At 42.4% G+C, this 19,786-nt stretch carries 20 protein-coding genes and 1 tRNA gene; 11 read left to right on the forward strand and 10 right to left on the reverse strand.

Annotated features, from left to right (window positions below; all coding sequences use genetic code 11):
• Positions 1-216: 216 nt before the first annotated feature.
• Both aroB and B9A91_RS21540 read right to left on the reverse strand, forming a co-directional pair.
• A complete protein-coding gene (gene aroB, locus B9A91_RS21535) occupies positions 217-1,287 on the reverse strand; it encodes a 3-dehydroquinate synthase (RefSeq protein WP_084241128.1) in 1,071 nt (356 codons plus the stop codon).
• The gene (locus tag B9A91_RS21540) at positions 1,287-1,493 is read right to left on the reverse strand and encodes an RNA-binding S4 domain-containing protein (RefSeq protein WP_084241129.1); all 207 of its coding nucleotides are present in this window, start codon (positions 1,491-1,493) and stop codon (positions 1,287-1,289) included. The genes aroB and B9A91_RS21540 overlap by 1 nt, the downstream gene beginning before the upstream one ends.
• A gap of 96 nt (positions 1,494-1,589) precedes the next feature.
• Here B9A91_RS21540 and B9A91_RS21545 point away from each other — a divergent pair, with 96 nt between their 5' ends.
• Positions 1,590-2,774, forward strand: a complete 1,185-nt coding sequence (locus B9A91_RS21545) for a proline dehydrogenase family protein (protein ID WP_084241130.1) — start codon at positions 1,590-1,592, stop codon at positions 2,772-2,774.
• 61 nt (positions 2,775-2,835) lie between these two features.
• Here the strand turns inward: B9A91_RS21545 and katG are convergent, their stop codons facing one another.
• Positions 2,836-5,109: a catalase/peroxidase HPI gene (gene katG, locus B9A91_RS21550; protein ID WP_084241131.1), complete on the reverse strand. Its 2,274-nt coding sequence runs from the start codon at positions 5,107-5,109 to the stop codon at positions 2,836-2,838.
• 159 nt (positions 5,110-5,268) lie between these two features.
• On the reverse strand, positions 5,269-5,919 hold the full coding sequence (locus tag B9A91_RS21555; protein WP_084241132.1) for an HAD family hydrolase: 651 nt from the start codon (positions 5,917-5,919) through the stop codon (positions 5,269-5,271).
• 53 nt (positions 5,920-5,972) lie between these two features.
• Here B9A91_RS21555 and B9A91_RS21560 point away from each other — a divergent pair.
• The 8 genes from B9A91_RS21560 (at position 5,973) to B9A91_RS21595 (ending at position 13,093) form a co-directional block, all read left to right on the forward strand.
• Positions 5,973-6,046, forward strand: a tRNA-Ile gene (locus B9A91_RS21560).
• A 135-nt stretch (positions 6,047-6,181) separates the two neighbouring features.
• Positions 6,182-7,816 (forward strand): ABC-F family ATP-binding cassette domain-containing protein, encoded by a 1,635-nt coding sequence (locus B9A91_RS21565; protein ID WP_084241133.1) that lies wholly within the window; start codon positions 6,182-6,184, stop codon positions 7,814-7,816.
• A gap of 243 nt (positions 7,817-8,059) precedes the next feature.
• Positions 8,060-9,397 (forward strand): amidohydrolase, encoded by a 1,338-nt coding sequence (locus B9A91_RS21570; protein ID WP_084241134.1) that lies wholly within the window; start codon positions 8,060-8,062, stop codon positions 9,395-9,397.
• A gap of 97 nt (positions 9,398-9,494) precedes the next feature.
• The gene (locus tag B9A91_RS21575) at positions 9,495-9,950 is read left to right on the forward strand and encodes a DinB family protein (protein ID WP_084241135.1); all 456 of its coding nucleotides are present in this window, start codon (positions 9,495-9,497) and stop codon (positions 9,948-9,950) included.
• 73 nt (positions 9,951-10,023) lie between these two features.
• Positions 10,024-11,235, forward strand: coding sequence for a purple acid phosphatase family protein (locus tag B9A91_RS21580; RefSeq protein WP_084241136.1), 1,212 nt, complete (start codon positions 10,024-10,026; stop codon positions 11,233-11,235).
• Positions 11,236-11,237: 2 nt separating this feature from the next.
• Positions 11,238-11,840, forward strand: a complete 603-nt coding sequence (locus tag B9A91_RS21585) for a Crp/Fnr family transcriptional regulator (RefSeq protein ID WP_084241137.1) — start codon at positions 11,238-11,240, stop codon at positions 11,838-11,840.
• 57 nt (positions 11,841-11,897) lie between these two features.
• Positions 11,898-12,347: a DMT family transporter gene (locus tag B9A91_RS21590; RefSeq protein ID WP_084241138.1), complete on the forward strand. Its 450-nt coding sequence runs from the start codon at positions 11,898-11,900 to the stop codon at positions 12,345-12,347.
• Positions 12,344-13,093, forward strand: a complete 750-nt coding sequence (locus tag B9A91_RS21595) for a GNAT family N-acetyltransferase (RefSeq protein WP_084241139.1) — start codon at positions 12,344-12,346, stop codon at positions 13,091-13,093. Before B9A91_RS21590 ends, B9A91_RS21595 begins: the two co-directional genes overlap by 4 nt.
• Positions 13,094-13,106: 13 nt before the next feature.
• On the opposite strand, the gene B9A91_RS21600 is transcribed toward B9A91_RS21595, so the two are convergent.
• A complete protein-coding gene (locus tag B9A91_RS21600) occupies positions 13,107-13,292 on the reverse strand; it encodes a hypothetical protein (RefSeq protein WP_084241140.1) in 186 nt (61 codons plus the stop codon).
• Positions 13,293-13,362: 70 nt separating this feature from the next.
• Here B9A91_RS21600 and B9A91_RS21605 point away from each other — a divergent pair, with 70 nt between their 5' ends.
• Positions 13,363-13,929 carry a dihydrofolate reductase family protein gene (locus B9A91_RS21605; protein ID WP_084241141.1) on the forward strand — a complete coding sequence of 189 codons (567 nt, stop codon included), beginning with the start codon at positions 13,363-13,365 and terminating at the stop codon, positions 13,927-13,929.
• Positions 13,930-14,076: 147 nt separating this feature from the next.
• Positions 14,077-15,402, forward strand: coding sequence for a sensor histidine kinase (locus tag B9A91_RS21610; protein WP_084241142.1), 1,326 nt, complete (start codon positions 14,077-14,079; stop codon positions 15,400-15,402).
• A gap of 25 nt (positions 15,403-15,427) precedes the next feature.
• On the opposite strand, the gene B9A91_RS21615 is transcribed toward B9A91_RS21610, so the two are convergent.
• From B9A91_RS21615 to B9A91_RS21635, 5 genes are all read right to left on the reverse strand, one after another.
• Complete coding sequence (locus B9A91_RS21615; RefSeq protein ID WP_084241143.1) at positions 15,428-16,423, reverse strand: hypothetical protein; 996 nt, start codon at positions 16,421-16,423, stop codon at positions 15,428-15,430.
• A 30-nt stretch (positions 16,424-16,453) separates the two neighbouring features.
• Complete coding sequence (locus B9A91_RS21620) at positions 16,454-17,563, reverse strand: hypothetical protein (protein ID WP_084241144.1); 1,110 nt, start codon at positions 17,561-17,563, stop codon at positions 16,454-16,456.
• 9 nt (positions 17,564-17,572) lie between these two features.
• A complete protein-coding gene (locus B9A91_RS21625) occupies positions 17,573-18,283 on the reverse strand; it encodes a hypothetical protein (RefSeq protein ID WP_084241145.1) in 711 nt (236 codons plus the stop codon).
• 87 nt (positions 18,284-18,370) lie between these two features.
• The gene (locus tag B9A91_RS21630; RefSeq protein WP_084241146.1) at positions 18,371-18,781 is read right to left on the reverse strand and encodes a response regulator; all 411 of its coding nucleotides are present in this window, start codon (positions 18,779-18,781) and stop codon (positions 18,371-18,373) included.
• Positions 18,771-19,760 carry a hybrid sensor histidine kinase/response regulator gene (locus B9A91_RS21635; protein WP_317043354.1) on the reverse strand — a complete coding sequence of 330 codons (990 nt, stop codon included), beginning with the start codon at positions 19,758-19,760 and terminating at the stop codon, positions 18,771-18,773. Before B9A91_RS21635 ends, B9A91_RS21630 begins: the two co-directional genes overlap by 11 nt.
• Between the last annotated feature and the right edge of the window lie 26 nt (positions 19,761-19,786).

The following is a 19,786-nucleotide window of genomic DNA, read 5'->3' on the forward strand; positions in this document are numbered from 1 at the left end:
TATTAGTCCCGGCTCTTACTAAAGTAGTAAAAGTAACCAAACCAATATGTAGTGATGTTTCTCATTTTTTCTCTGTTATAATGAATACTGTTTCCAGAACCCATCTCTATTTCATTTCGCCAAATGTACTAACAAAATTTTATTTGTCAATACTTAAATAAAAAAAATATTTTTTTGTTGCTCCCGGTTTATAAATTGAGGCTTAAAACTTTAAGCTTATGGGTTAAAGCCAATATGGTTAAAGTAAGCAAAACTTTCTAGAATGTCTTTTTCCGATACCCTGCAGTTGTAGTCGCATTTACCGATGCCGCTCAGTAAGGAGAACATGATCTGTCCGTTTTCATTCTTCTTATCGCTTTGCATAAATTCCATCAGCTGGGCAAAACTCTCTTCCTTAATCGCATAAGCAGGATACAATTTGCTGATATAAGCAGTGACATCTTCCAGTTCCTCAGCCTTAAAAGTGTTGTTTGTTGAGGATAGAAAGGCCTCGCAAATCATCCCTATGGCAATGGCTTCGCCATGTGTAAGTGGCTGTGCATCGTTGATGAGCGAATAAGTCTCCACGGCATGGCCAATGGTATGCCCGAAGTTAAGGATCTTTCTCAGCCCTTTTTCATGTGGGTCTTCGGTGACCACATCATTCTTTATTTCAACCGAACGGTAGATGGCCGGGGCAGAAACCTGCAGATAGTCGCTGTTCTTTAAGTTTTGATAATATTCTTGGTCTGCAATTAAACCATGCTTGATCATTTCGGCAAAGCCTGAAAGCAACTCCCGTTGCGGCAATGTTTTTAAAAATGCCGTTTCAATGAAAACGCATTGCGGAAGGGTAAATGTACCCACCATATTTTTAACATTATCTACATCAATGCCGGTTTTGCCACCAACAGAGGCATCTACCTGCGACAATAAAGTGGTTGGGATATTGATAAAATCGATCCCTCTTTTATAGGTGGAAGCCACAAATCCCCCCATGTCGGTAATTACACCGCCACCCAGGTTGATCATTAAACATTTGCGGTCGGCACCAAAATCAAGCAAAGTTTTCCAGATGCCTATGCAAAAATCGATGTTCTTGTTTTCTTCTCCCGGATCGGTTTCTATCAGGTCAAAACCATGGAAGTCGTTCATCATTTCGCGGAAAAGCGGCAGACATAGTTCGGAAGTATTGCTGTCTGCAAAGACAAAGATCTTACTGTATCTGCCCGACTCAACAATGTTTGCTAAGGATTCGAGTCCGGTTTCAAAATAAATGCTGTGACCGGCACTGTCTAATTTGTTCATTAAATTACTGTTATTTTTTGTCCCATAAAATCAATTACATCGCCAACACGGACTTTCAGCCTTTTACGGTAGTCTACTGTTCCGTTGTATTTGATCAGGCCGTCTTCAACCACAGTTTGTGCTTCTCCGCCGCTTTGTACCAGTCCGGTAGCTTTTAACAATTGAATAAGCGGGATAAACTCGCCTTCTAATTTAAATTTTATCATCGCATGGCAAACTTACAATTAATTATAAAGTGTTTTACCACCAATAGCAAGGGAATTTATACTTTTGCATGCAAAATGACTAACTGACATTCGTAAATGGAAACACCCCCCAAAAAATCATTAAATTTTGATGATACCGAAATTGCGTTCCGCAATAAGTCGAACGCCGAATTAAATGCGGCTTACTGGCTTTTTAAGGTCATCAGCAGTAATTTTTTAACAAAAATAGGTCCGCCCATTACCAATTTTAGCCTTAACATAGGGTTACCAATCAAAGGCATCATTAAGGCTACGATATTTAAACATTTTTGTGGCGGGGAAACCATAGCGGAGTGCGAACACACTATTGAACAGCTGCATTCGGGCAATGTAGGTACCATTTTGGACTATTCTGTTGAAGGGGAAGAAGAAGAGGCTGTTTTTGACTTTACCTGCGAAGAGATCATCAGGACGATTGAACGTGCGGCAGGTGACCCACGTATTCCCATTACGGTTTTTAAGGTAACAGGTATAGGCAGGTTTGGTCTGCTGGAAAAGCTGGACGCCAAAAAGGAGCTGAGTGCTGCTGAACAGGCAGAATTCGATAAAGTCAGCAAACGTTGCGAAAAAATCTGCCGCGCAGCATTTGAAAAAAATGTACCCGTTATGGTAGACGCAGAGGAGACCTGGATACAGGATACAATTGACGAACTGGCTATGGATATGATGCGCCTGTTTAACAGGGAGCAGATTATTGTATACAATACCTACCAGATGTACCGCCACGATAAACTGGCTGATATGAAGGCAGACCACCTGATTGCCAAAGCCGAAGGCTTTATACTTGGGGTAAAGATGGTACGTGGTGCTTATATGGAAAAGGAAAGGAAACGTGCTGAGGAAATGGGCTATCTTTCGCCAATACAGCCAGATAAGGCGGCGTCCGACAGGGATTACAATGCTTCTTTACACTACTGCATCGAACACATCGCTGAAATTGCCTTTGTCTGCGGTACGCACAATGAAGAAAGCTGCCGCATTCTTGCACAGCTGCTGGATGAGCATAACATTAACCATAATCATCCGCATGTTTATTTTGCACAGCTGCTGGGCATGAGCGATAATTTAAGTTTCAATTTATCTGACGCAGGTTATAATGTCACCAAGTATGTGCCTTACGGGCCTGTTAAGGCGGTAATGCCCTATCTTTTCAGAAGGGCTCAGGAAAATACTTCTATTGCCGGCGCAACCAGCAGGGAGCTTGGCCTGATCATTAAGGAGAAAAAGCGCAGAAGGCTTTAATAAAGTTATACTAAAAAAGCCCTTGCATAAGCAAGGGCTTTTTTATGTGGCAATTCAAATACTAAGCCAGATCGAACCGGTCAAGGTTCATCACTTTGTTCCATGCTGATACAAAATCGTTAACAAATTTTTGCTGAGCATCTGCACTTCCATATACTTCAGCTATTGCCCTGAGTTCTGAATTAGAACCAAAAACAAGGTCTGCACGTGTTGCAGTCCATTTTGTTACCCCGGTAGCGCGGTCTTTGCCTTCATAAATCTCCCTGTCTTCTGAGGCAGCTTTCCAGGAGGTATTCATATCCAGCAGATTTACAAAGAAATCATTGGTGAGCTGACCTGCACGAGAGGTAAATATACCATGTCTGCTGCCGTCATAGTTTGTATCTAATACACGCATGCCTCCTACCAGCACAGTCAGTTCCGGCGCTGTAAGTGTGAGCAGATGGGCTTTATCTATCAGTAATTCTTCGGTAGATACCGGAATTTTTGATTTCCGGTAATTCCGGAAACCATCGGCAATAGGTTCAAGATAGCCGAAGGATTCTACATCGGTTTGCTCCTGAGCAGCATCCATTCGTCCTGGGCTAAAGGGTACTGTAAGGTTGTGTCCGGCTGCTGCTGCCGCTTGTTCTACTCCCGCACACCCTGCCAGTACAATCAGATCGGCCAGGGAAACACTTTTACCATTGGCCTGGGCAGCATTAAATTCTTTCTGAATGTTTTCCAGCCCGTCCAGTACCTTTTGCAATTGCGGCGGATTGTTTACCTGCCAGTATTTTTGCGGGGCAAGCCTGATGCGGGCACCATTGGCACCACCGCGTTTATCGGAACCACGGAAGGTTGAAGCAGAGGCCCATGCGGTAGTGATCAGTTCAGATGTGGTTAATCCTGATGCCAGGATTTTGGCTTTCAGGGAGGTCAGGTCAGCGTCAGTGACCAACTGATGGTCAACAGCTGGGATAGGGTCTTGCCACAACAATATTTCTTCCGGTACATCCGGTCCAAGATAGCGTGAACGGGGACCCATATCGCGATGTGTCAGTTTGAACCAGGCACGGGCAAAGGCATCTGCAAATGCATCCGGATTTTCAAGGAAGCGGCGGGATATTTTTTCATAAGCAGGGTCGAACCTCAATGAAAGGTCGGTAGTCAGCATCATGGGAAGCTGCTTTTTCGAACTGTCAAATGCATGCGGAATAACGGCCTCAGCATCTTTGGCGACCCATTGATGCGCACCGGCAGGGCTTTTTGTAAGCTGCCACTCGTGGCCAAACAGGTTCTCAAAGAAATTATTGCTCCATTGGGTAGGTGTTTTGGTCCAGGTAACTTCCAGCCCGCTGGTAATGGCATCTGCACCTTTACCAGTGCCAAATTTGCTGGCCCAGCCAAAGCCCTGCTGTTCAATACCGGCAGCCTCGGGCTCTTTACCCACCAGGGCTGTATCACCTGCACCGTGGGTTTTGCCGAAACTATGACCGCCTGCTATCAGCGCTACTGTTTCTTCATCGTCCATGGCCATCCGTCCAAAGGTATCACGGATATCCCTGGCTGCGGCTACGGGATCTGGATTTCCATCCGGGCCCTCCGGATTTACATAAATCAGTCCCATTTGTACAGCGGCAAGTGGTTTTTCCAGTTTTCTGGAGTGGATGTCCCCATCGGCATTGTCATCCGCCACCAATACGCTATCACCTTCAACCCCGGGAGAACCATGTGCATAACGCAGGTCTCCACCCAACCATGTTTTTTCAGTACCCCAGTACACAGACTCATCCGCCTCCCAGACATCCTCACGTCCGCCGGCAAAGCCAAAGGTTTTAAAGCCCATTGATTCCAGAGCAACATTACCCGTGAGTATCATCAGGTCTGCCCAGGAGATGCTGCGGCCATATTTTTGCTTGATTGGCCATAGTAACCTCCGTGCCTTATCCAGACTAACATTATCAGGCCAGCTATTTAAAGGAGCAAAGCGTTGTAGTCCTGCACCAGCGCCCCCACGTCCATCACCTACACGATAGGTGCCTGCACTATGCCATGCCATACGGATGAACAGACCGCCATAGTGACCAAAGTCTGCCGGCCACCAATCCTGGGAGTCGGTCATGAGTGCATGCAGGTCTTGTTTTACCGCTTCAAGGTCCAGGCTGTTAAAGGCTGCTGCATAATTGAATTCTGAACCCATAGGGTTCGATAGGGAAGAGTGCTGGCGAAGGATATTTAATTTTAACTGATTTGGCCACCAATCGGGATTCCGTGTACCGCCACCGCCAACATTATGCTTCATGCTGCCGTTATGAAACGGACATTTACTGATGTCATTAGAATTGTTTTCCATATTTCTTATATAAAATTATTGAGCTGTAACAATGCGCTTTTGTTTTTTGTCTCAGGTATGATTATAAATTTATGGATAATCAGTTCATGATGCAAACAGCAAATATCTATAAAGGTATAGAGGTTTTCTATTTAACCTCTTTCAATAAATCGGTGTTGACTATAAGATGTGGTTTTCTGTTAAAACCTGTTCCAGCTCTCGGGGGTGCCTGGTCATTAGCAGCGTGTGTAAACCGGCTAATTTTGCGCCTTCAATGTGCTGCGGACTATCATCTATAAAAAGGGTCTCGTCTGGGTTCAGGTTATTTTCTTTAATGACCTGCTCAAAGATCTCGATATTGGGTTTACGCAAAAACATTTGTTGCGAGTAATAGGCCTTCTCGAACAATCCTGCATTGTCTTCCATGTTAAATTCTCTTTTCAGATAATCTACAATGTAATTGTAATGCGTTTCGTTATTGTTGCTCAGTAAAAATGTGCGGTATTTCTGTTTCACTTTAAGCAACACCTCATGGACCCCTGGAGGTACACCAACCAGTAAACTGTTCCAGGCCTCATCAATTTGCTGGTCTGTGAGGTCATTGTTGCCTGCCGCTTCGCGGATCCCTTCCCGGAACTGGGCAGGTGAGATGGCCGCGGTTTCAAAATTATTAAAAAGCTGATGGTGGCTTTTGTGCGAAAAGAATTCTGTATTATTGGCAATACCAAGTTGTAATAGAGCCTCTTGAGCCTTTTTGAAGTCAATTTCGAAGATTACATTGCCGTAATCGAAAATAATATTTTTTATTTTTTGTGCTAAAACTGTTTCCATAATTGAATACAAATATGTAACATTGCACTCGCAAAATCGAAAAGATTTTCACTGCGCCTATAGCTCAGTCGGTTAGAGTAGAAGACTCATAATCTTTTGGTCCCTGGTTCGAGCCCAGGTGGGCGCACAGTTAAAAGCCGTTTCTAACGTATTAGGAACGGCTTTTTAATTTCATCAGGTGCTCATATGCCTGTTATTGCCATACCTTCGAAAATATAGCAAATTCCACTATCTTTGCCACTCAATTTAATACCCCCATTTCGTGATTAATGTAAATAATATCTCCGTTTCATTTGGCGGCACCACGCTGTTCAGTGACGTAACCTTTTCAATTAATGAAAATGATAAAATAGCCCTGATGGGTAAAAACGGTGCTGGTAAGTCGACCATCCTAAAAATAATTGCCGATGCTGCAAAGCCCACTTCAGGAAATGTAACCGGACCAAAGGATGCTGTAATTGCTTATTTACCACAGCATTTGCTTACACAGGATAATGTTACCGTATTTGAAGAAACTTTAAAAGCTTTTCAGGAGATGCAGCAGATGCAAAAGGACCTGGACGAGCTGAATGAGCAGCTTACCATCAGGACCGACTATGAAAGCGACGATTACATGAAGTTAATCGAGCGGGTATCAGAATTGAGCGAGAAATTCTATTCTGCAGAGGAAGTCAATTATGATGCCGAGGTAGAAAAAGTACTAAAAGGCCTGGGCTTTGAGCGTAAGGACTTTAGCCGGCCGACTTCTGAGTTTTCGGGTGGTTGGCGCATGCGAATTGAACTGGCCAAGATTTTATTGAAGAAACCAGATCTGATTCTACTGGATGAGCCAACCAATCACATGGATATTGAAAGTATTCAATGGCTGGAAGATTTTTTAATCAACTCGGCAAAGGCCGTAATGGTGATCTCACACGACCGTACTTTTGTAGATAACATCACCAATCGAACAATTGAGGTTACCATGGGCCGGATATATGACTACAAGGCCAAATACAGCCATTACCTGCAATTGCGTGCCGACCGCCGTGTGCACCAGTTAAAGGCTTACGAAGAACAACAACGTTTTATAGCAGATAACCAGGAGTTTATAGATCGCTTCAGAGGTACTTACTCCAAAACTTTACAGGTGCAATCCAGGGTAAAGATGCTTGAAAAACTCGAGGTCATTGAGATTGATGAAGTGGACACTTCAGCATTGCGCCTGAAGTTCCCGCCATCGCCGCGTTCTGGTCAATACCCGGTAATTGTTGAGGAGCTGACCAAAAAGTATGGTGATCATGTGGTATTCGAAAAGGCATCGATGGTAATTGAGCGGGGAGAAAAAGTCGCTTTTGTAGGTAAAAATGGTGAAGGTAAATCGACAATGATTAAGTCCATTATGGGCGAAATCGATTTTGAGGGAGGCTTAAAAGTAGGGCACAATGCAAAGATTGGCTACTTCGCCCAAAACCAGGCCGCATTGCTGGATGAGAATTTGACCGTATTTGAAACGATCGACCAGATTCCCCTAAGCGATGGGACGGTAAAAATCAAAGATTTGTTAGGGGCCTTTATGTTTAGCGGCGACGATATCACCAAAAAGGTAAAAGTACTTTCGGGGGGCGAGAAAACAAGATTGGCGATGATCAAATTGCTGCTGGAACCTGTAAATGTATTGATCCTGGATGAGCCGACCAACCATTTGGACATGAAGACCAAAGACATTATCAAAGGGGCATTACAGGATTTTGATGGCACCTTGATTCTGGTATCACACGACAGGGATTTCCTGGACGGACTGGCACAAAAAGTATTCGAATTTGGGAATAAACGCGTGCGCGAACACTTTGAAGACATTAAAGGCTTCCTCGCTTACAAAAAAATGAACAGTTTGAAAGAGATTGAGCAAAATTAACCGCGTGCTGCAGCGCTTAATAATTTGAGGTAGACCAGGCCGAACAGGGGAAATTTTTGCTGCTGGCATTTGTGGTAGCTGTTGATGGATTTATGCTTTGGTGTGTATGGAAGCGTTAATATTTATTCGCCCGTTTAAAATTGACCATTCTGGAAAAGTGATAAATCCTACAAGCATTGAGATAAATTATCCTCAACTATATCTCCTGCACCAGGTAACTTTGTTGAATACTATTTTTAGTTTATGGTTTCAGAATCAATTACAAGAAAAAATTTCATCCGCAATTCTTCCATCGCGCTGGCAGGTATGATGGCGGTCAGCCACGGTTTAAATGCTAAGCCCGTTCAGGAAGATGCTGCAGTTCCGGCAACCTTTGAGGGGAAAAGTCTGGTATTTAAAAATGTCAGATTGGAAACAGGATTTACGTATGAAGGAGATGATATTGTTGCTACAAAAACAGGGCTTTTCTCTGTAGAAATAGAAAACGGGAAAATCAAAGATGTGGGTCCCAATCAACCGGATGCAAATGCGATCGATGCCAGGGGCATGTTGATGCTGCCTTCATTTAAGGATATGCACATTCATCTCGACAAGACTTTCTATGGCGGTCAGTGGCAGGCAATAAGGCGAGGATCAGGCGGTGTAAAGGGGATGATTGCACTTGAACAGAAAATACTGCCGGAAATGCTGAAAACCTCTACTTACAAGGCGCAAAAAATGATCGCATTACTGCAGTCGAATGGAACTGCTTTTGCGCGAAGCCATGTGAACATTGAGCCTACTTCGAAGCTGGATTCACTGAAGAACTTACAGAAAGCTTTAGAAAATAAAAAGAATGGTTTTGGTGCTGAACTGGTGGCCTTTCCACAGCACGGTGTTTTTTATACCGGGTCTGTGCCTTACCTGAAAGAGGCTGCGAAAATGGATATTGACTTTATTGGTGGTCTTGATCCTTATTCTATTGATGGCGCCATCGAAAAAACGATAGACCTTACGGTCCTGCTGGCTTTAGATCATAGCAAAGGGATCGACATCCACCTGCATGAATCCGGAGAATCTGGCCTAAAAACAATAAACTACCTGATGGATAAGGTACATGAAAATCCGGCTCTGAAAGGAAAGACCTATCTCAGTCATTGTTTTGCATTGGGCCGCTTAGATCAATCAAAACAGCAAGAAATGGCTGAGAAATTAGCTGCTGCAGAGATCGGCATCGTTTCTACCATTCCTTTTGGCGGATTGGTCATGCCAATCCCGACATTAATGAAGGCAGGTGTGAAAGTAACAACAGGAAACGACAGCATTGTGGACCACTGGAATACATTTGGGACGGGGAGTGTGCTGCAAAAAGCCAATCTGGCGGCACAGCTGTACGGATATTCTACAGAATTTGGCCTTTCAAGAATTTTAAAACTGGCAACCGCAGGGCCCTTGCCCCTGGACGATAAGGGTGTTCAGCAATGGCCAAAAGCAGGAGATGAGGCCAGTTTGGTTTTCATTGATGCAAGCTGTTCAGCCGAGGCGGTTTCCCGGATATCGCCTGTAAAGTCCCTGATGTATAAAGGGAATGTCGTTTTTTAACGGAAATCAGAACTTTATAAATTGCGCATCCGGCATTTGCAGAAGACCGGTATTAAAAATGTCCTTTTAGAAACATAAATTTGAATAAAAAACTTTTATGTTGGACCAACTAAGAAAATACAGCAATTGGGCAAATTCACTTTTGTTGGATACCTTAATAGCCAATTCCAGCTCACTTCCTGAATCCTGTATTTTATTGTTTAGCCACATTGTAAATGCACAAACGATATGGGTTTGCAGAATAAAGGGCATCGTGCCTGAAGTGAGTGTCTGGCAGCTACATGATCTGGAATTATGTAAAGCACTCCTTGAGAAAAGTGCAAAAGAGTTGTCGCAAATAGTATATTCCGAGGCCACCGAATCCCCGGTTATTAAGTACACCGTCTCAACCGGTGATTATTACGAAACATCAGTTTTTGATATTTTGCTACACGTTTTTAACCATGGTACTTATCACCGTGCGCAGATAGCCAAAGAAATGAAGCTGCATCACCTTAAACCTGTCAATACAGATTACATCCAATTTGTGAGACTGCAATCCGAAAGAACTTAAAGATCTGCATAAATAATCTACTACTTCAGGGGCTTTAAATCGTCTATAATTAACAACCAAGCAAATTAAAGATATGCCTATAAATTTACAGACCGAAAACCGGAGAAGCTTCCTTAAAGGAGGGCTTTTATTAAGCGGACTTGCGCTGTTGGAGCCACAGCTGGCAGTTTCACACCCTGGTAATTTGTCCGAAGAAGAATTCAGGATCCTTACAGGACCTTACTTACAAACCAATTTTGGAAATGGGATTTCCATATTATGGATTACCAGTAAAAACAGCAGTAGTTGGGTTGAATATGGAGAATCGGCTGATCAGTTAATAAATAAGGCTTTTGGAAAAAGCGAACTAGGCCTAAAGCCTGCCGGCAGATTGAACTGTATAAAATTATCTGGCTTAAAACCGGGTGTGAAATATTATTATAGAATTGTTTCCAGAGAGATCCTGGATTTTCAGCCCTATAAATTAAGCTATGGTCAGACAATCTCCGGAGCTGTGGAAAGCTTTTTAAATACTGATAGCACTAAGGATGAGATTTCTTTTGTGATGATGAATGACATACACGATCGTCCGAAATCTATTGCGGCACTTTTAGATCTGGACAAAGGCAATAAGCGGGACTTTGTTTTTTTTAATGGTGATGTTTTTGACTATCATACGGATGAAAAACAGATCATTGATCACTTACTGCAGCCTTGTGTGGATTACTTTGCGAAAACAATCCCGTTCGTGTATGTACGTGGCAATCATGAAACCAGGGGTAAATTTGCGCGGGATATGGCTGGGTACTTTGATCATGTAGGTTATACCGCATTTACTTTGGGCCCGGTACGTTTCGTAATCCTGGATACGGGAGAAGATAAAGAAGATGCCCATCCGGTATATGCCGGAATAGTTGATTTTGACCAATATCGCGAAGAACAAGCTATTTGGCTGCAGCAGGAAGTAAACAAAAAAGAGTTTAGAAATGCTGTTTTTCGTGTGGTGCTGATGCACATTCCCCCTCGTTATTCTGGTGATGCACATGGCCCTGTTCATTGTACCAGGCTCTTTGAACCCATTATGAACAGGGCCAAAGTAGACCTGGTAATGAGTGGTCATACCCATCGTTATAAGGTTCACCCACCGGCTGAAGGACTGAACCGGTATCCGATCATCATTGGAGGAGGGCCAAAGGAAGGGACCAGAACACTGACCCGCTTTACGGCGAACAGAAAACAGATAACGGTAAGCATGCTGGACGACTCCGGAAAAGAAGTAGGCAGTTACCTCGTAAACAAACGATAGGCATGACTCCTGCAGACAAAGAGAGCTATATAGAACAGCTGAAATCGGCATTTTTGAATTATTTCCCGCTGGAAGTTGAAACCTTACTGTCAATTGAAGCTATGGTACAGTTTCAATCGCTTAAAAAGGATGAAATATTATTGCATAGCGGTGAAGTCGCTAAAAACCTGCATTTTATTGTCAAAGGGGCAATGAGGGCTTATTTTGGTGATGAGAAGGGAAATACCTACAACAAAAATATTTTTCTTGAAGGGTCCTTTGCCGGTTCTAAAGTGTCCATGATGCTTGGCCAACCATCAGGTTTTACCTTACAGGCTTTGGAGGAAACCACTATTGTTAGTATGAATTTCAAAAAATACAAAGCACTGATTGCTGAGCGACCGGATTTTAAAGATTTTTACATCGCTTATCTTGAAAAAAACTGGGTCATTGATAAAGAAGAAAGAGAAATCTCGCTGGTGATGGATACTGCAACCGTCAGGTATTTGAAATTGCTGCAAAGGCACCCTGGGATTGACAAAAGAATTCCGTTACAACACATTGCTTCACATTTAGGAGTAACACCCATTCAGCTGAGCCGAATCAGAAAAACGTTGAAAAAATAAATTTCCAAATTAACATATGTAAAGCGTTTTGAAAAAGGGCGGGATTACTTTTGTCCTATGAATCAAGTCGCACTTTCAGCCCTGGCCTTTTTAGGCGGTATTTTTTTAGCCATACAGGCAGGCTTTAACAGTCACCTCGGAGTGTTGTTAAAAAAACCGCTGCTGGCAGCAATTGCCACTTCTTTAAGCAGTACGATATTTGCATTAGTAGTTGTGCTGCTGACCATGAAGAATATGCCGGCACCCAGTACGGTTAAACAGGTTCCTTTTTATTTGTGGTTTACCGGAGGGCTGTTTAGTGTATTCGGGATCAGCCTGTATTTTTATACCATTCCGAAACTAGGCGTTTCTACGATGATCTCCCTAGGTTTATGCGGACAATTGATTTTTGCATTGATTGCCGGGCATTTTGGCTGGCTGGATTTGCCGCAGGAGCCGATAACCGTAAAAAGAATGGCCGGAATTGCGGCTATGATGGCAGGAATTTTACTAATTAATTTAAAATGAAGACAAAAGATCAGCTCGTTAAAGCAAATATCGACAACCTGATTGCGCTTTGGAAAACTGCAGGAGGGGCCTTTCATTCCTATTTCAATAAAGGTGATTATGAATATGTTCAGATACCTGGTTCGGAATGGCCCAATAAAATCTGGTTTAACAGGGGGATCTCCAGGAACGATGCTGAGCGGGCTTTAGCACAAAATTCAGCAGCTGGCCCCAATTTGGTTTTACCCCATTGGGATATATTCGGCGCCTCCTCCCTCGAAATACTGGAAGCAAATGGCTTTGCAGAAAAAAGCAGGCAAACAGCAATGTACCTGGAATTGGGGCATCGCTTCGATGAGCAACAGCGCTTGGATTTTAAACGTGTAACCAGCACCACAGAGACTATGGAATGGGCCACACTATATCCCCAGGCTTTTGGCTATAGCATCAGTGAAGCTATTCTGGCCAATACTTTTAATGAAATTCATTATTACCTGGCCTGTTTTCAAGATCAGCCTATTGGAACTGCCATACTGTTCCAGACCGAAGAAATTATGGGAATACATGGGGTGGGCATTAGTCCCAATGCCAGGAGAAGTGGTTATGCAGAAGAAATTATGAAGTTCCTGCTTAACCGCGCCATTGATATGGGTGCCCGGTATGCAACGCTCCAGGCATCAGACATGGGCAGGGGGCTCTATGATAAACTGGGATTTAAAGCACAGTTTGTGATCAAAAACTATATTGGCCACCCGCCACATTTGTAAATAACAGTAAGCATTAATACCGCTGCTTTTCCAGCTCAACTTTAAGTTCCTGTTTTAAATTCTTAGCTTTTTCAATCCATTCCGGAGCTTTATCACGAATGTCATCTGCTATAGACCGGCCATTAATGTCTTTTCTGGTAACGTACCTGATGACACCGTATACCGCGGCGCCAATTAAAGCTGTTTTAAATAATCCCATTTGTCTGAAGTTTTTATATTTGACTAAACAAATTGCGAAAAGAAAAGTTCATTATAATAGCCAAAAAGTTATGAGAAAAATTATAGTCTCCATGCATATTACCCTCGATGGGTTTGTGGCAGGGCCAAATGGTGAGATGGATTGGATCAGTTTTGACGACGAATTATTTGATTTCGTAGAAGGTTTTACTGATCAGGCAGACACCGCCTTATACGGAAGGGTGACTTACCAGATGATGGACAGTTACTGGCCTACTGCGGCAGAACAAACAAATGCCTCCAAACATGATGTAACGCATTCCAGATGGTATAAAAGCGTTATTAAACTGGTAGTTTCAGCCAGCATGTCGGGACAGGATAAGCCCGGTACGCAATTTATCGGAGAGGATATAGCAAAGCAAATTGAGCAGATAAAACAGCAGCCAGGTAAAGATATCCTGATATTTGGCAGCCCATCGGTAGTCCATTACCTTACGCATAAGGGCTTAATTGATGACTACTGGCTATTTGTAAACCCGGTACTGATGGGGCAGGGTATCCCGATGTTTAAAGACATTACGGAGAGGGTAAACCTGAATTTTCTGCAAGCCAAAACATTTGCTTGTGGGGTAACAGGATTGCACTATGAAAAAAGATAGGCTTGCGAGGCTACTTGTTGCGTACCCGAAAAGTTTTAGGTTGTTTTATCAAATAAATAGGTATCTTAGGGTCTCGTAATTGCCTGTTGGTGCCCGCCAGCGCCGATTTTGGTTTATTTATTTTTTAACGCAAACTAGCCCCCTTACATGATCAGATTTCGGGACTATATTATTGGAAAAAAAGATTCATTTACCCTGGAAGGCAGAATATTTCATTCTGTTTGCCTGGTGGCTTTGATGGGTTTACTCGCATGTATTCCTTTTAATGCCTCGCTGGGCCTGATCGGTCTTTCCATCTTAATGTGTGGTCTTCTGGTGGTTATACTGATCATCTATTATTTTTCAAGGTTCAGGCATAAAACAGGTATAGGTATCGTTATTCTGCTTGTCATGAATAATACCCTGCTCATCATTAACTATTATTCTAACTCGGGAATAAACGGCCCCAGCTCAGTAGTATTTGCATTATCTTTTTTAATAACAGTTTCTATCGTTCCTAAAAGGCACTTCTGGATATGGCTTCCTGTAAACATTGTCATTGTACTGGGCTTGCTGTTTTTTGAATTCAGTAACCCGGGCGCTGTAAAAAATACCTATCCGGATGCTGAAAGTAAATTTTTAGATATTGCCTTTACCTACCTGCTTTGCGTGGCTATAATTCTGCTCATTACTTCCTTTATCCGCAATTCCTATTATAGCGAAAGAGAGGCTACTGCCCAAAAGAACTTAGCACTGGAAATCAGCAACAACACTAAAAATAAATTATTGTCTATCCTGGCTCATGATCTGAAAGAGCCGCTCGTCTCCATCCAGGGTTACCTTGAACTGCTCACAGAATATAAATTGGAAGAATCGGAAAGGCTGAATATGGAAAAGCAATTGCTCAGCAGAACCAAAGACACCGCATTTATGCTGAGCAACGTGCTTACCTGGACGAAGAGCCAGATGGATGCTGTTCAGATCAGTTTAACTTCGTTACCATTGAAACAAACATTGGCAAGTACGCTTGATGTCCTGGAAGCGATTGCAAAAGAAAAGGGGATAGATTTACGGTGCGACATCACAGACGAGCACTGTGTACTTGGAGATCCGGATATGCTGCAGCTTGTTGTCAGAAACCTCATCATCAATGCCATTAAGTTTACCTTCCCGGGGGGGGATATTACGATTTCTGCACAAAAAAACGGAACAAATTGTTTGATTAAGGTTAAAGATACGGGCTCAGGTATTCCTGTAGCGCAGCAGCCTTCCATTTTTTCTCCGGCATTAAAACCAACCTTTGGAACGGGAAATGAAAGGGGGGCAGGTTTGGGCTTAATGTTGTGCAAAGAGTTTACCGAATTGCAGGGGGGGAGTATCAGTTTTGAAAGTGAGTTGAATGTAGGCAGTACATTTATGGTCAGTATGCCCCTGTGTATACCCTCGGATCAGGAAAAAAGTATAAGACAGAAAAAAGGTGTTTCATTAAAATGAAACACCTTTCTTACCACAGTTATCCTTATTTAATCGATAACAGGAAGCCGATTGTAAAATTGGCATCCCAGTCGAATACAAAAGTGTCACATTTGGTCACATCTTTTATGGCTTTGTATATGTTTACCCCGCTTTTAACCTTTATTTTATCGGTGCTGTATTTGTCAGGGTCGTTCAGGACGGTAAACCTTTCCTCACCCTTACGCGTTTGATTTGCAAGTTCAAATGGAACACCGCCGATAATAAAACAAATTTCTCTTTTTGATGCCGGTATTTTTTCTGCAACAGCTTTTACCTGCGCATATACAGCCTCATCTTTCATGTCTTTTTCGTAGTATTTGGCTCCTGGTGCTTCGGCCGATTGAATATCGCCGCTCATCCAGGAAATCTTGGTATTGCCAGATCCTATATCTACTACAAAAGAATTGTCGTAGTAGGCGGCAGGTAATACGCATTTCAAAGCCAGTTTCCCTTCCTGCTCTGCAGTAACCAGATTAACCACATAACCCATCTTTTTTAATTCAGAGGAGATGATGGCCGTTTTAGGTTCCTTTTGGGCACCAGAACTGATTACAAAATGGATGTTCCTGGATTTTACCCCTTTGTCGAACATTGCACCAATGTAGTCTTTCAGGCCGGTACGAATGTCTGCAGTACTGGCCATGCCTTCGTATACGAAGGATTTACCAAAGTCTTTAGAAATGATCTCCCAGCGTTTCTCCTTGTCAATGTTCACCACAAAAGAGTTAAAGCCAGAGGCACCTACCTCTACCACACCTTTATATTCTCCGTTAACCGGCTTTTCAGGGGTATAATTAAAAGTCCTTTCCTCGTCAGCACCCTTTACAGCAGGGGCAGACATGCCGATACTTGTAGTGTCACTATCGGGACTGCTGCCAGCAGGCACTGCATCAAATTTTCCGCTTTGAACCGCCCAATAGCCTGCACCAATAATAGGAGCTGCTATAATTAATGCTTTTATTGGCCAGCGTAATCTGGCCCAGGTTGATTGTTCTTCCATTTTTTTGTTTTATATAAGTTGATTGTTTGATTAATCCAGGAGGGTAAAGCCCTTATCTACTTTTTCTTCCGCTTTAAGTTCGTACGATGAATCGGCCATCTGACTTACGTTAAGCATTTTAAGGTTACGTTCGTCAACTTTATGGATGAACTCTTCAAGTTCGCTTTGAGAGGGTGCACCGCCAACGGTGATGTTATTGTTCTGATCCAGAAAATCAAGATTAGAGCGGATTGAAGCAATGTTTTGGCTAATGGCGCCAGTGGCGGCATTCATGGCCTCCTGAAATACCCATCCGTCTTTGATGTTAAACACTTCAGCAAGACCATCAGTAGCATTTTTCATTTTCTGTGTAGCTTCCAGCTTTTTGGAGATAATGGAAATGCTGCTGTCGAGCGTACTCACATAGATCCGGGCTGCACTTTCATTGTCTTTTAAAACTTCCAGTACTTTGGCAAACTGATTCGCATACTGTACATAGCTTCGGGCATTTTGTTCTTCAGCTTCCCCTTCTTTACCCAGTAAAAATGCTTTGGTACGGGTTTCTTTGGCGTCCCGACCGTATTCATTTGCTTTTTCGTTATTGTTGTTGGCATTTTCCTGCTTTGCTTTTTCATCCAGACTGGCGGCTTCAACAGTAAACCGCTTGGCATAAGTATATTTCTCCTCTGCAGTTTTTTGTGCTGTCTCCCCACTTTGGATCATATCAATTCTAACACCATCTACATTTGCAATTTTGTCTTTAACGCGTTTTAAAGTGTCTTTAGCATCTCTGGAGAGCAGCTGTAGTGTCTCAACAGGATTGTTTCTTATCACTGCTTTTTCACCTTTAAAAAGAAGAACAGTTCCCAAACGGTGGAGCAGGGCAATTATCTTGGGCGCCAGTAACAACAGGGTAATCAGCAGGATACTAAATATGACAAACAGGATACTTTTTCCTGCATAAAGCAGCATTGTGGGCAGAAACTTAAAAAAAGCATAGGCACCACCCAGAATGATCACCCAGAATAAAATACTGGAAATGGTCTTTTTAGCCTCAGGTGTTTGCATCTGGCTAGGCAAGTGATCTCCCAGTACCTGAAATATGGGGAGTTGGCTTTTCAATTCGGCCGGAATGTTGACATATTGATTTTTGTTTTCCATAGTAGGGTTTTAGTTTATGTTGGTTTCAATGATGCCAAGGGCATTCTTGATATCGTTAATCACTTCGGTTACAGCGGTGTTACCAATCGAAATCTTATGGTCAATATCCTGGAGCTGAGGCGTATATTTTCCATTGATCTCTTTTAGGTCTTTTTGTTTTGCGGCTAATTTCTCCTGTAATTCCGCAATTTTTTTTTCAAGCGATTGGATTTCATCGCTTAAATTTGCTTTTTCAGTCAGCAGATTTTGCTCGATACTTTGTTTTTGTTGCTGTTTCTGCGCGGTCTCCTTGTCAATGACTTGCTTAAGGCCTGTTGAGTAATGCTGGGCCGATCTGATGAGCTTGGTCTTGTCCAGGGTTTTATCTACATACTTCAAAGATGTGAAGGCTGCTTTGATGGAACTGGCGTCAACACGGCCCATTTCTGCTGCTGCATTCCAGACTTCAAAAAAGTCGATCCCGGGTTCGTTCATCTGTTCCAGTATTTCCAAAACTTTAACCTTCATTTGTTTCAAATCTGTAGCCGGTAAACCGCTCGTATTTTGCGTTAGATTAGCTTCGGGCGCAAGAGTTACATTTTCTGCCGATTTTGTTTCGGAAACAGGCTTAGGTATTGCCGGCTTCAATTCCGGGTTTGCCATTTCATTACTGTCAACAAAAATCAGTTTTTTTAAACTTCTTAAAATTCCAAATGGTTCATTCACCGGTTCTTCACTCATAATTCAATATTATCTGTAGCTAAAATAACAAAAAAGAATACAAGTGGACAGTTTAATGTGCATAAAAAAAGCCTCTTCCCGAGGCTTCTAAGAACTAAAGTATTTTTTTAGAAGATCTTCCAGTTCTTTTGGGAACAGCGGTTTTTTTAACAGTTTCACTACATGTAGGCTTGCCTCAGCTTTCTTGATGTCTCCGAAATCCAGTGTGGAGGAAAGCATAGCGATCAGACACTTTTCAGTAAGTTTTTTAGGTAGTTTTTTGTAGAACTCCAGGAATTCAAAACCGTCCATGTCGGGCATTTGTATATCGAGTAAAATAAAATCAGGCAATTTTTTTCCATCGCTCATAGCCCTGTTTAAATAGGCAAGCCCTTCATCTCCGGATTGACATACAACAATTTCGTCAAACAGATTTGAAATTTTAATGATCTTTGAGTTGATTTTAAGATCTACATCATTGTCATCAATTAATAATACTGTTCTATGGTTATTTAACATTGGGGATGGTTATTTTAAAGGTAGTGCCCTCAGCTGGATCAGAGCTTACGGCTATTTTTCCATTAATCTTATTTAGTGCCTCTTTGACAATAAATAAGCCTAATCCGCTACCATGGTTAACTTTACTTTTGAAGAACTGGGTAAATATCTTTTCCAGGTGTTCGTTCAGGATGCCCATGCCGTTGTCGTGAATGGAAATTTCAACCAGGTCCTTTCTTACTTCTACATGTACGTTTACCTTTTTATTGACCTCTGTCTCTTTCTGGTATTTTATGGCATTGGAAATGAGGTTCCCTAATATGACCTCAATGCGGAATGCATCACCATAAAAGGGGACTTCCTGATTAATGTTAACTGTAAATGAAGTTTCTTTATCGGCATATGAATACAAGTCAATCAGCTCGGGTAACAGTTTATGAAAATCTACCAGGGTATGTTCAGAGATAGTTTTATTGTTTTTATAATACTGAAGCGTTTTCTGGATATAATAGTCCAGCTTATTGGAACAGGTTTCTATAAGGCTCCAGTACTCACCGCTGGATTCGTATAAGCCCTCCATCTTTACCAGGTTAACAATACCCATAGCCGATACCAATGGTGCCCTGAGTTCATGCGAAATGCTGTAAATAAACCTGTTGAGCTCATCATTTGTTTTTTCGAGCTCAGCTATTTTATTTCTGAGATCAATTTTCGACCGGTAAGCATCGTAAGCATTTTTGATCGAATTGTGCAGTTCCAGATCATTCCATGGCTTGGTAATATACCTGTAGATGTCACCATGATTAATGGCATCTGCAAGTGCTTCTATATCTGTATAACCTGTTAGCAATATCCTTATCGGATCAGGATAGGTATCTGTAATGCTTTTAAAAAACTCTACACCGGTGGTTCCAGGCATTTTCTGGTCGGCCAGGATTACGTGTACGGAAACATTTTCCAGGATCTTTAAACCATCTGCAGCAGATATTGCCGTATATATTTCATATTACCTTCTAAAACTTGCCT

Origin of the sequence: Pedobacter africanus (assembly GCF_900176535.1) — a bacterium.
Classification (GTDB): domain Bacteria; phylum Bacteroidota; class Bacteroidia; order Sphingobacteriales; family Sphingobacteriaceae; genus Pedobacter; species Pedobacter africanus.

Coding starts and splice junctions, on each gene's coding strand:
- B9A91_RS21590 (WP_084241138.1), top strand. CDS start 11,898: ATGAATCAAGTCGCACTTTCAGCCCTGGCCTTTTTAGGCGGTATTTTT.
- B9A91_RS21610 (WP_084241142.1), top strand. CDS start 14,077: ATGATCAGATTTCGGGACTATATTATTGGAAAAAAAGATTCATTTACC.
- B9A91_RS21600 (WP_084241140.1), bottom strand. CDS start 13,292: ATGGGATTATTTAAAACAGCTTTAATTGGCGCCGCGGTATACGGTGTC.
- B9A91_RS21570 (WP_084241134.1), top strand. CDS start 8,060: ATGGTTTCAGAATCAATTACAAGAAAAAATTTCATCCGCAATTCTTCC.
- B9A91_RS21630 (WP_084241146.1), bottom strand. CDS start 18,781: ATGTTAAATAACCATAGAACAGTATTATTAATTGATGACAATGATGTA.
- aroB (WP_084241128.1), bottom strand. CDS start 1,287: ATGAACAAATTAGACAGTGCCGGTCACAGCATTTATTTTGAAACCGGA.
- B9A91_RS21605 (WP_084241141.1), top strand. CDS start 13,363: ATGAGAAAAATTATAGTCTCCATGCATATTACCCTCGATGGGTTTGTG.
- B9A91_RS21545 (WP_084241130.1), top strand. CDS start 1,590: ATGGAAACACCCCCCAAAAAATCATTAAATTTTGATGATACCGAAATT.
- B9A91_RS21595 (WP_084241139.1), top strand. CDS start 12,344: ATGAAGACAAAAGATCAGCTCGTTAAAGCAAATATCGACAACCTGATT.
- B9A91_RS21620 (WP_084241144.1), bottom strand. CDS start 17,563: ATGGAAAACAAAAATCAATATGTCAACATTCCGGCCGAATTGAAAAGC.
- B9A91_RS21580 (WP_084241136.1), top strand. CDS start 10,024: ATGCCTATAAATTTACAGACCGAAAACCGGAGAAGCTTCCTTAAAGGA.
- B9A91_RS21540 (WP_084241129.1), bottom strand. CDS start 1,493: ATGATAAAATTTAAATTAGAAGGCGAGTTTATCCCGCTTATTCAATTG.
- katG (WP_084241131.1), bottom strand. CDS start 5,109: ATGGAAAACAATTCTAATGACATCAGTAAATGTCCGTTTCATAACGGC.
- B9A91_RS21615 (WP_084241143.1), bottom strand. CDS start 16,423: ATGGAAGAACAATCAACCTGGGCCAGATTACGCTGGCCAATAAAAGCA.
- B9A91_RS21585 (WP_084241137.1), top strand. CDS start 11,238: ATGACTCCTGCAGACAAAGAGAGCTATATAGAACAGCTGAAATCGGCA.
- B9A91_RS21555 (WP_084241132.1), bottom strand. CDS start 5,919: ATGGAAACAGTTTTAGCACAAAAAATAAAAAATATTATTTTCGATTAC.
- B9A91_RS21575 (WP_084241135.1), top strand. CDS start 9,495: ATGTTGGACCAACTAAGAAAATACAGCAATTGGGCAAATTCACTTTTG.
- B9A91_RS21625 (WP_084241145.1), bottom strand. CDS start 18,283: ATGAGTGAAGAACCGGTGAATGAACCATTTGGAATTTTAAGAAGTTTA.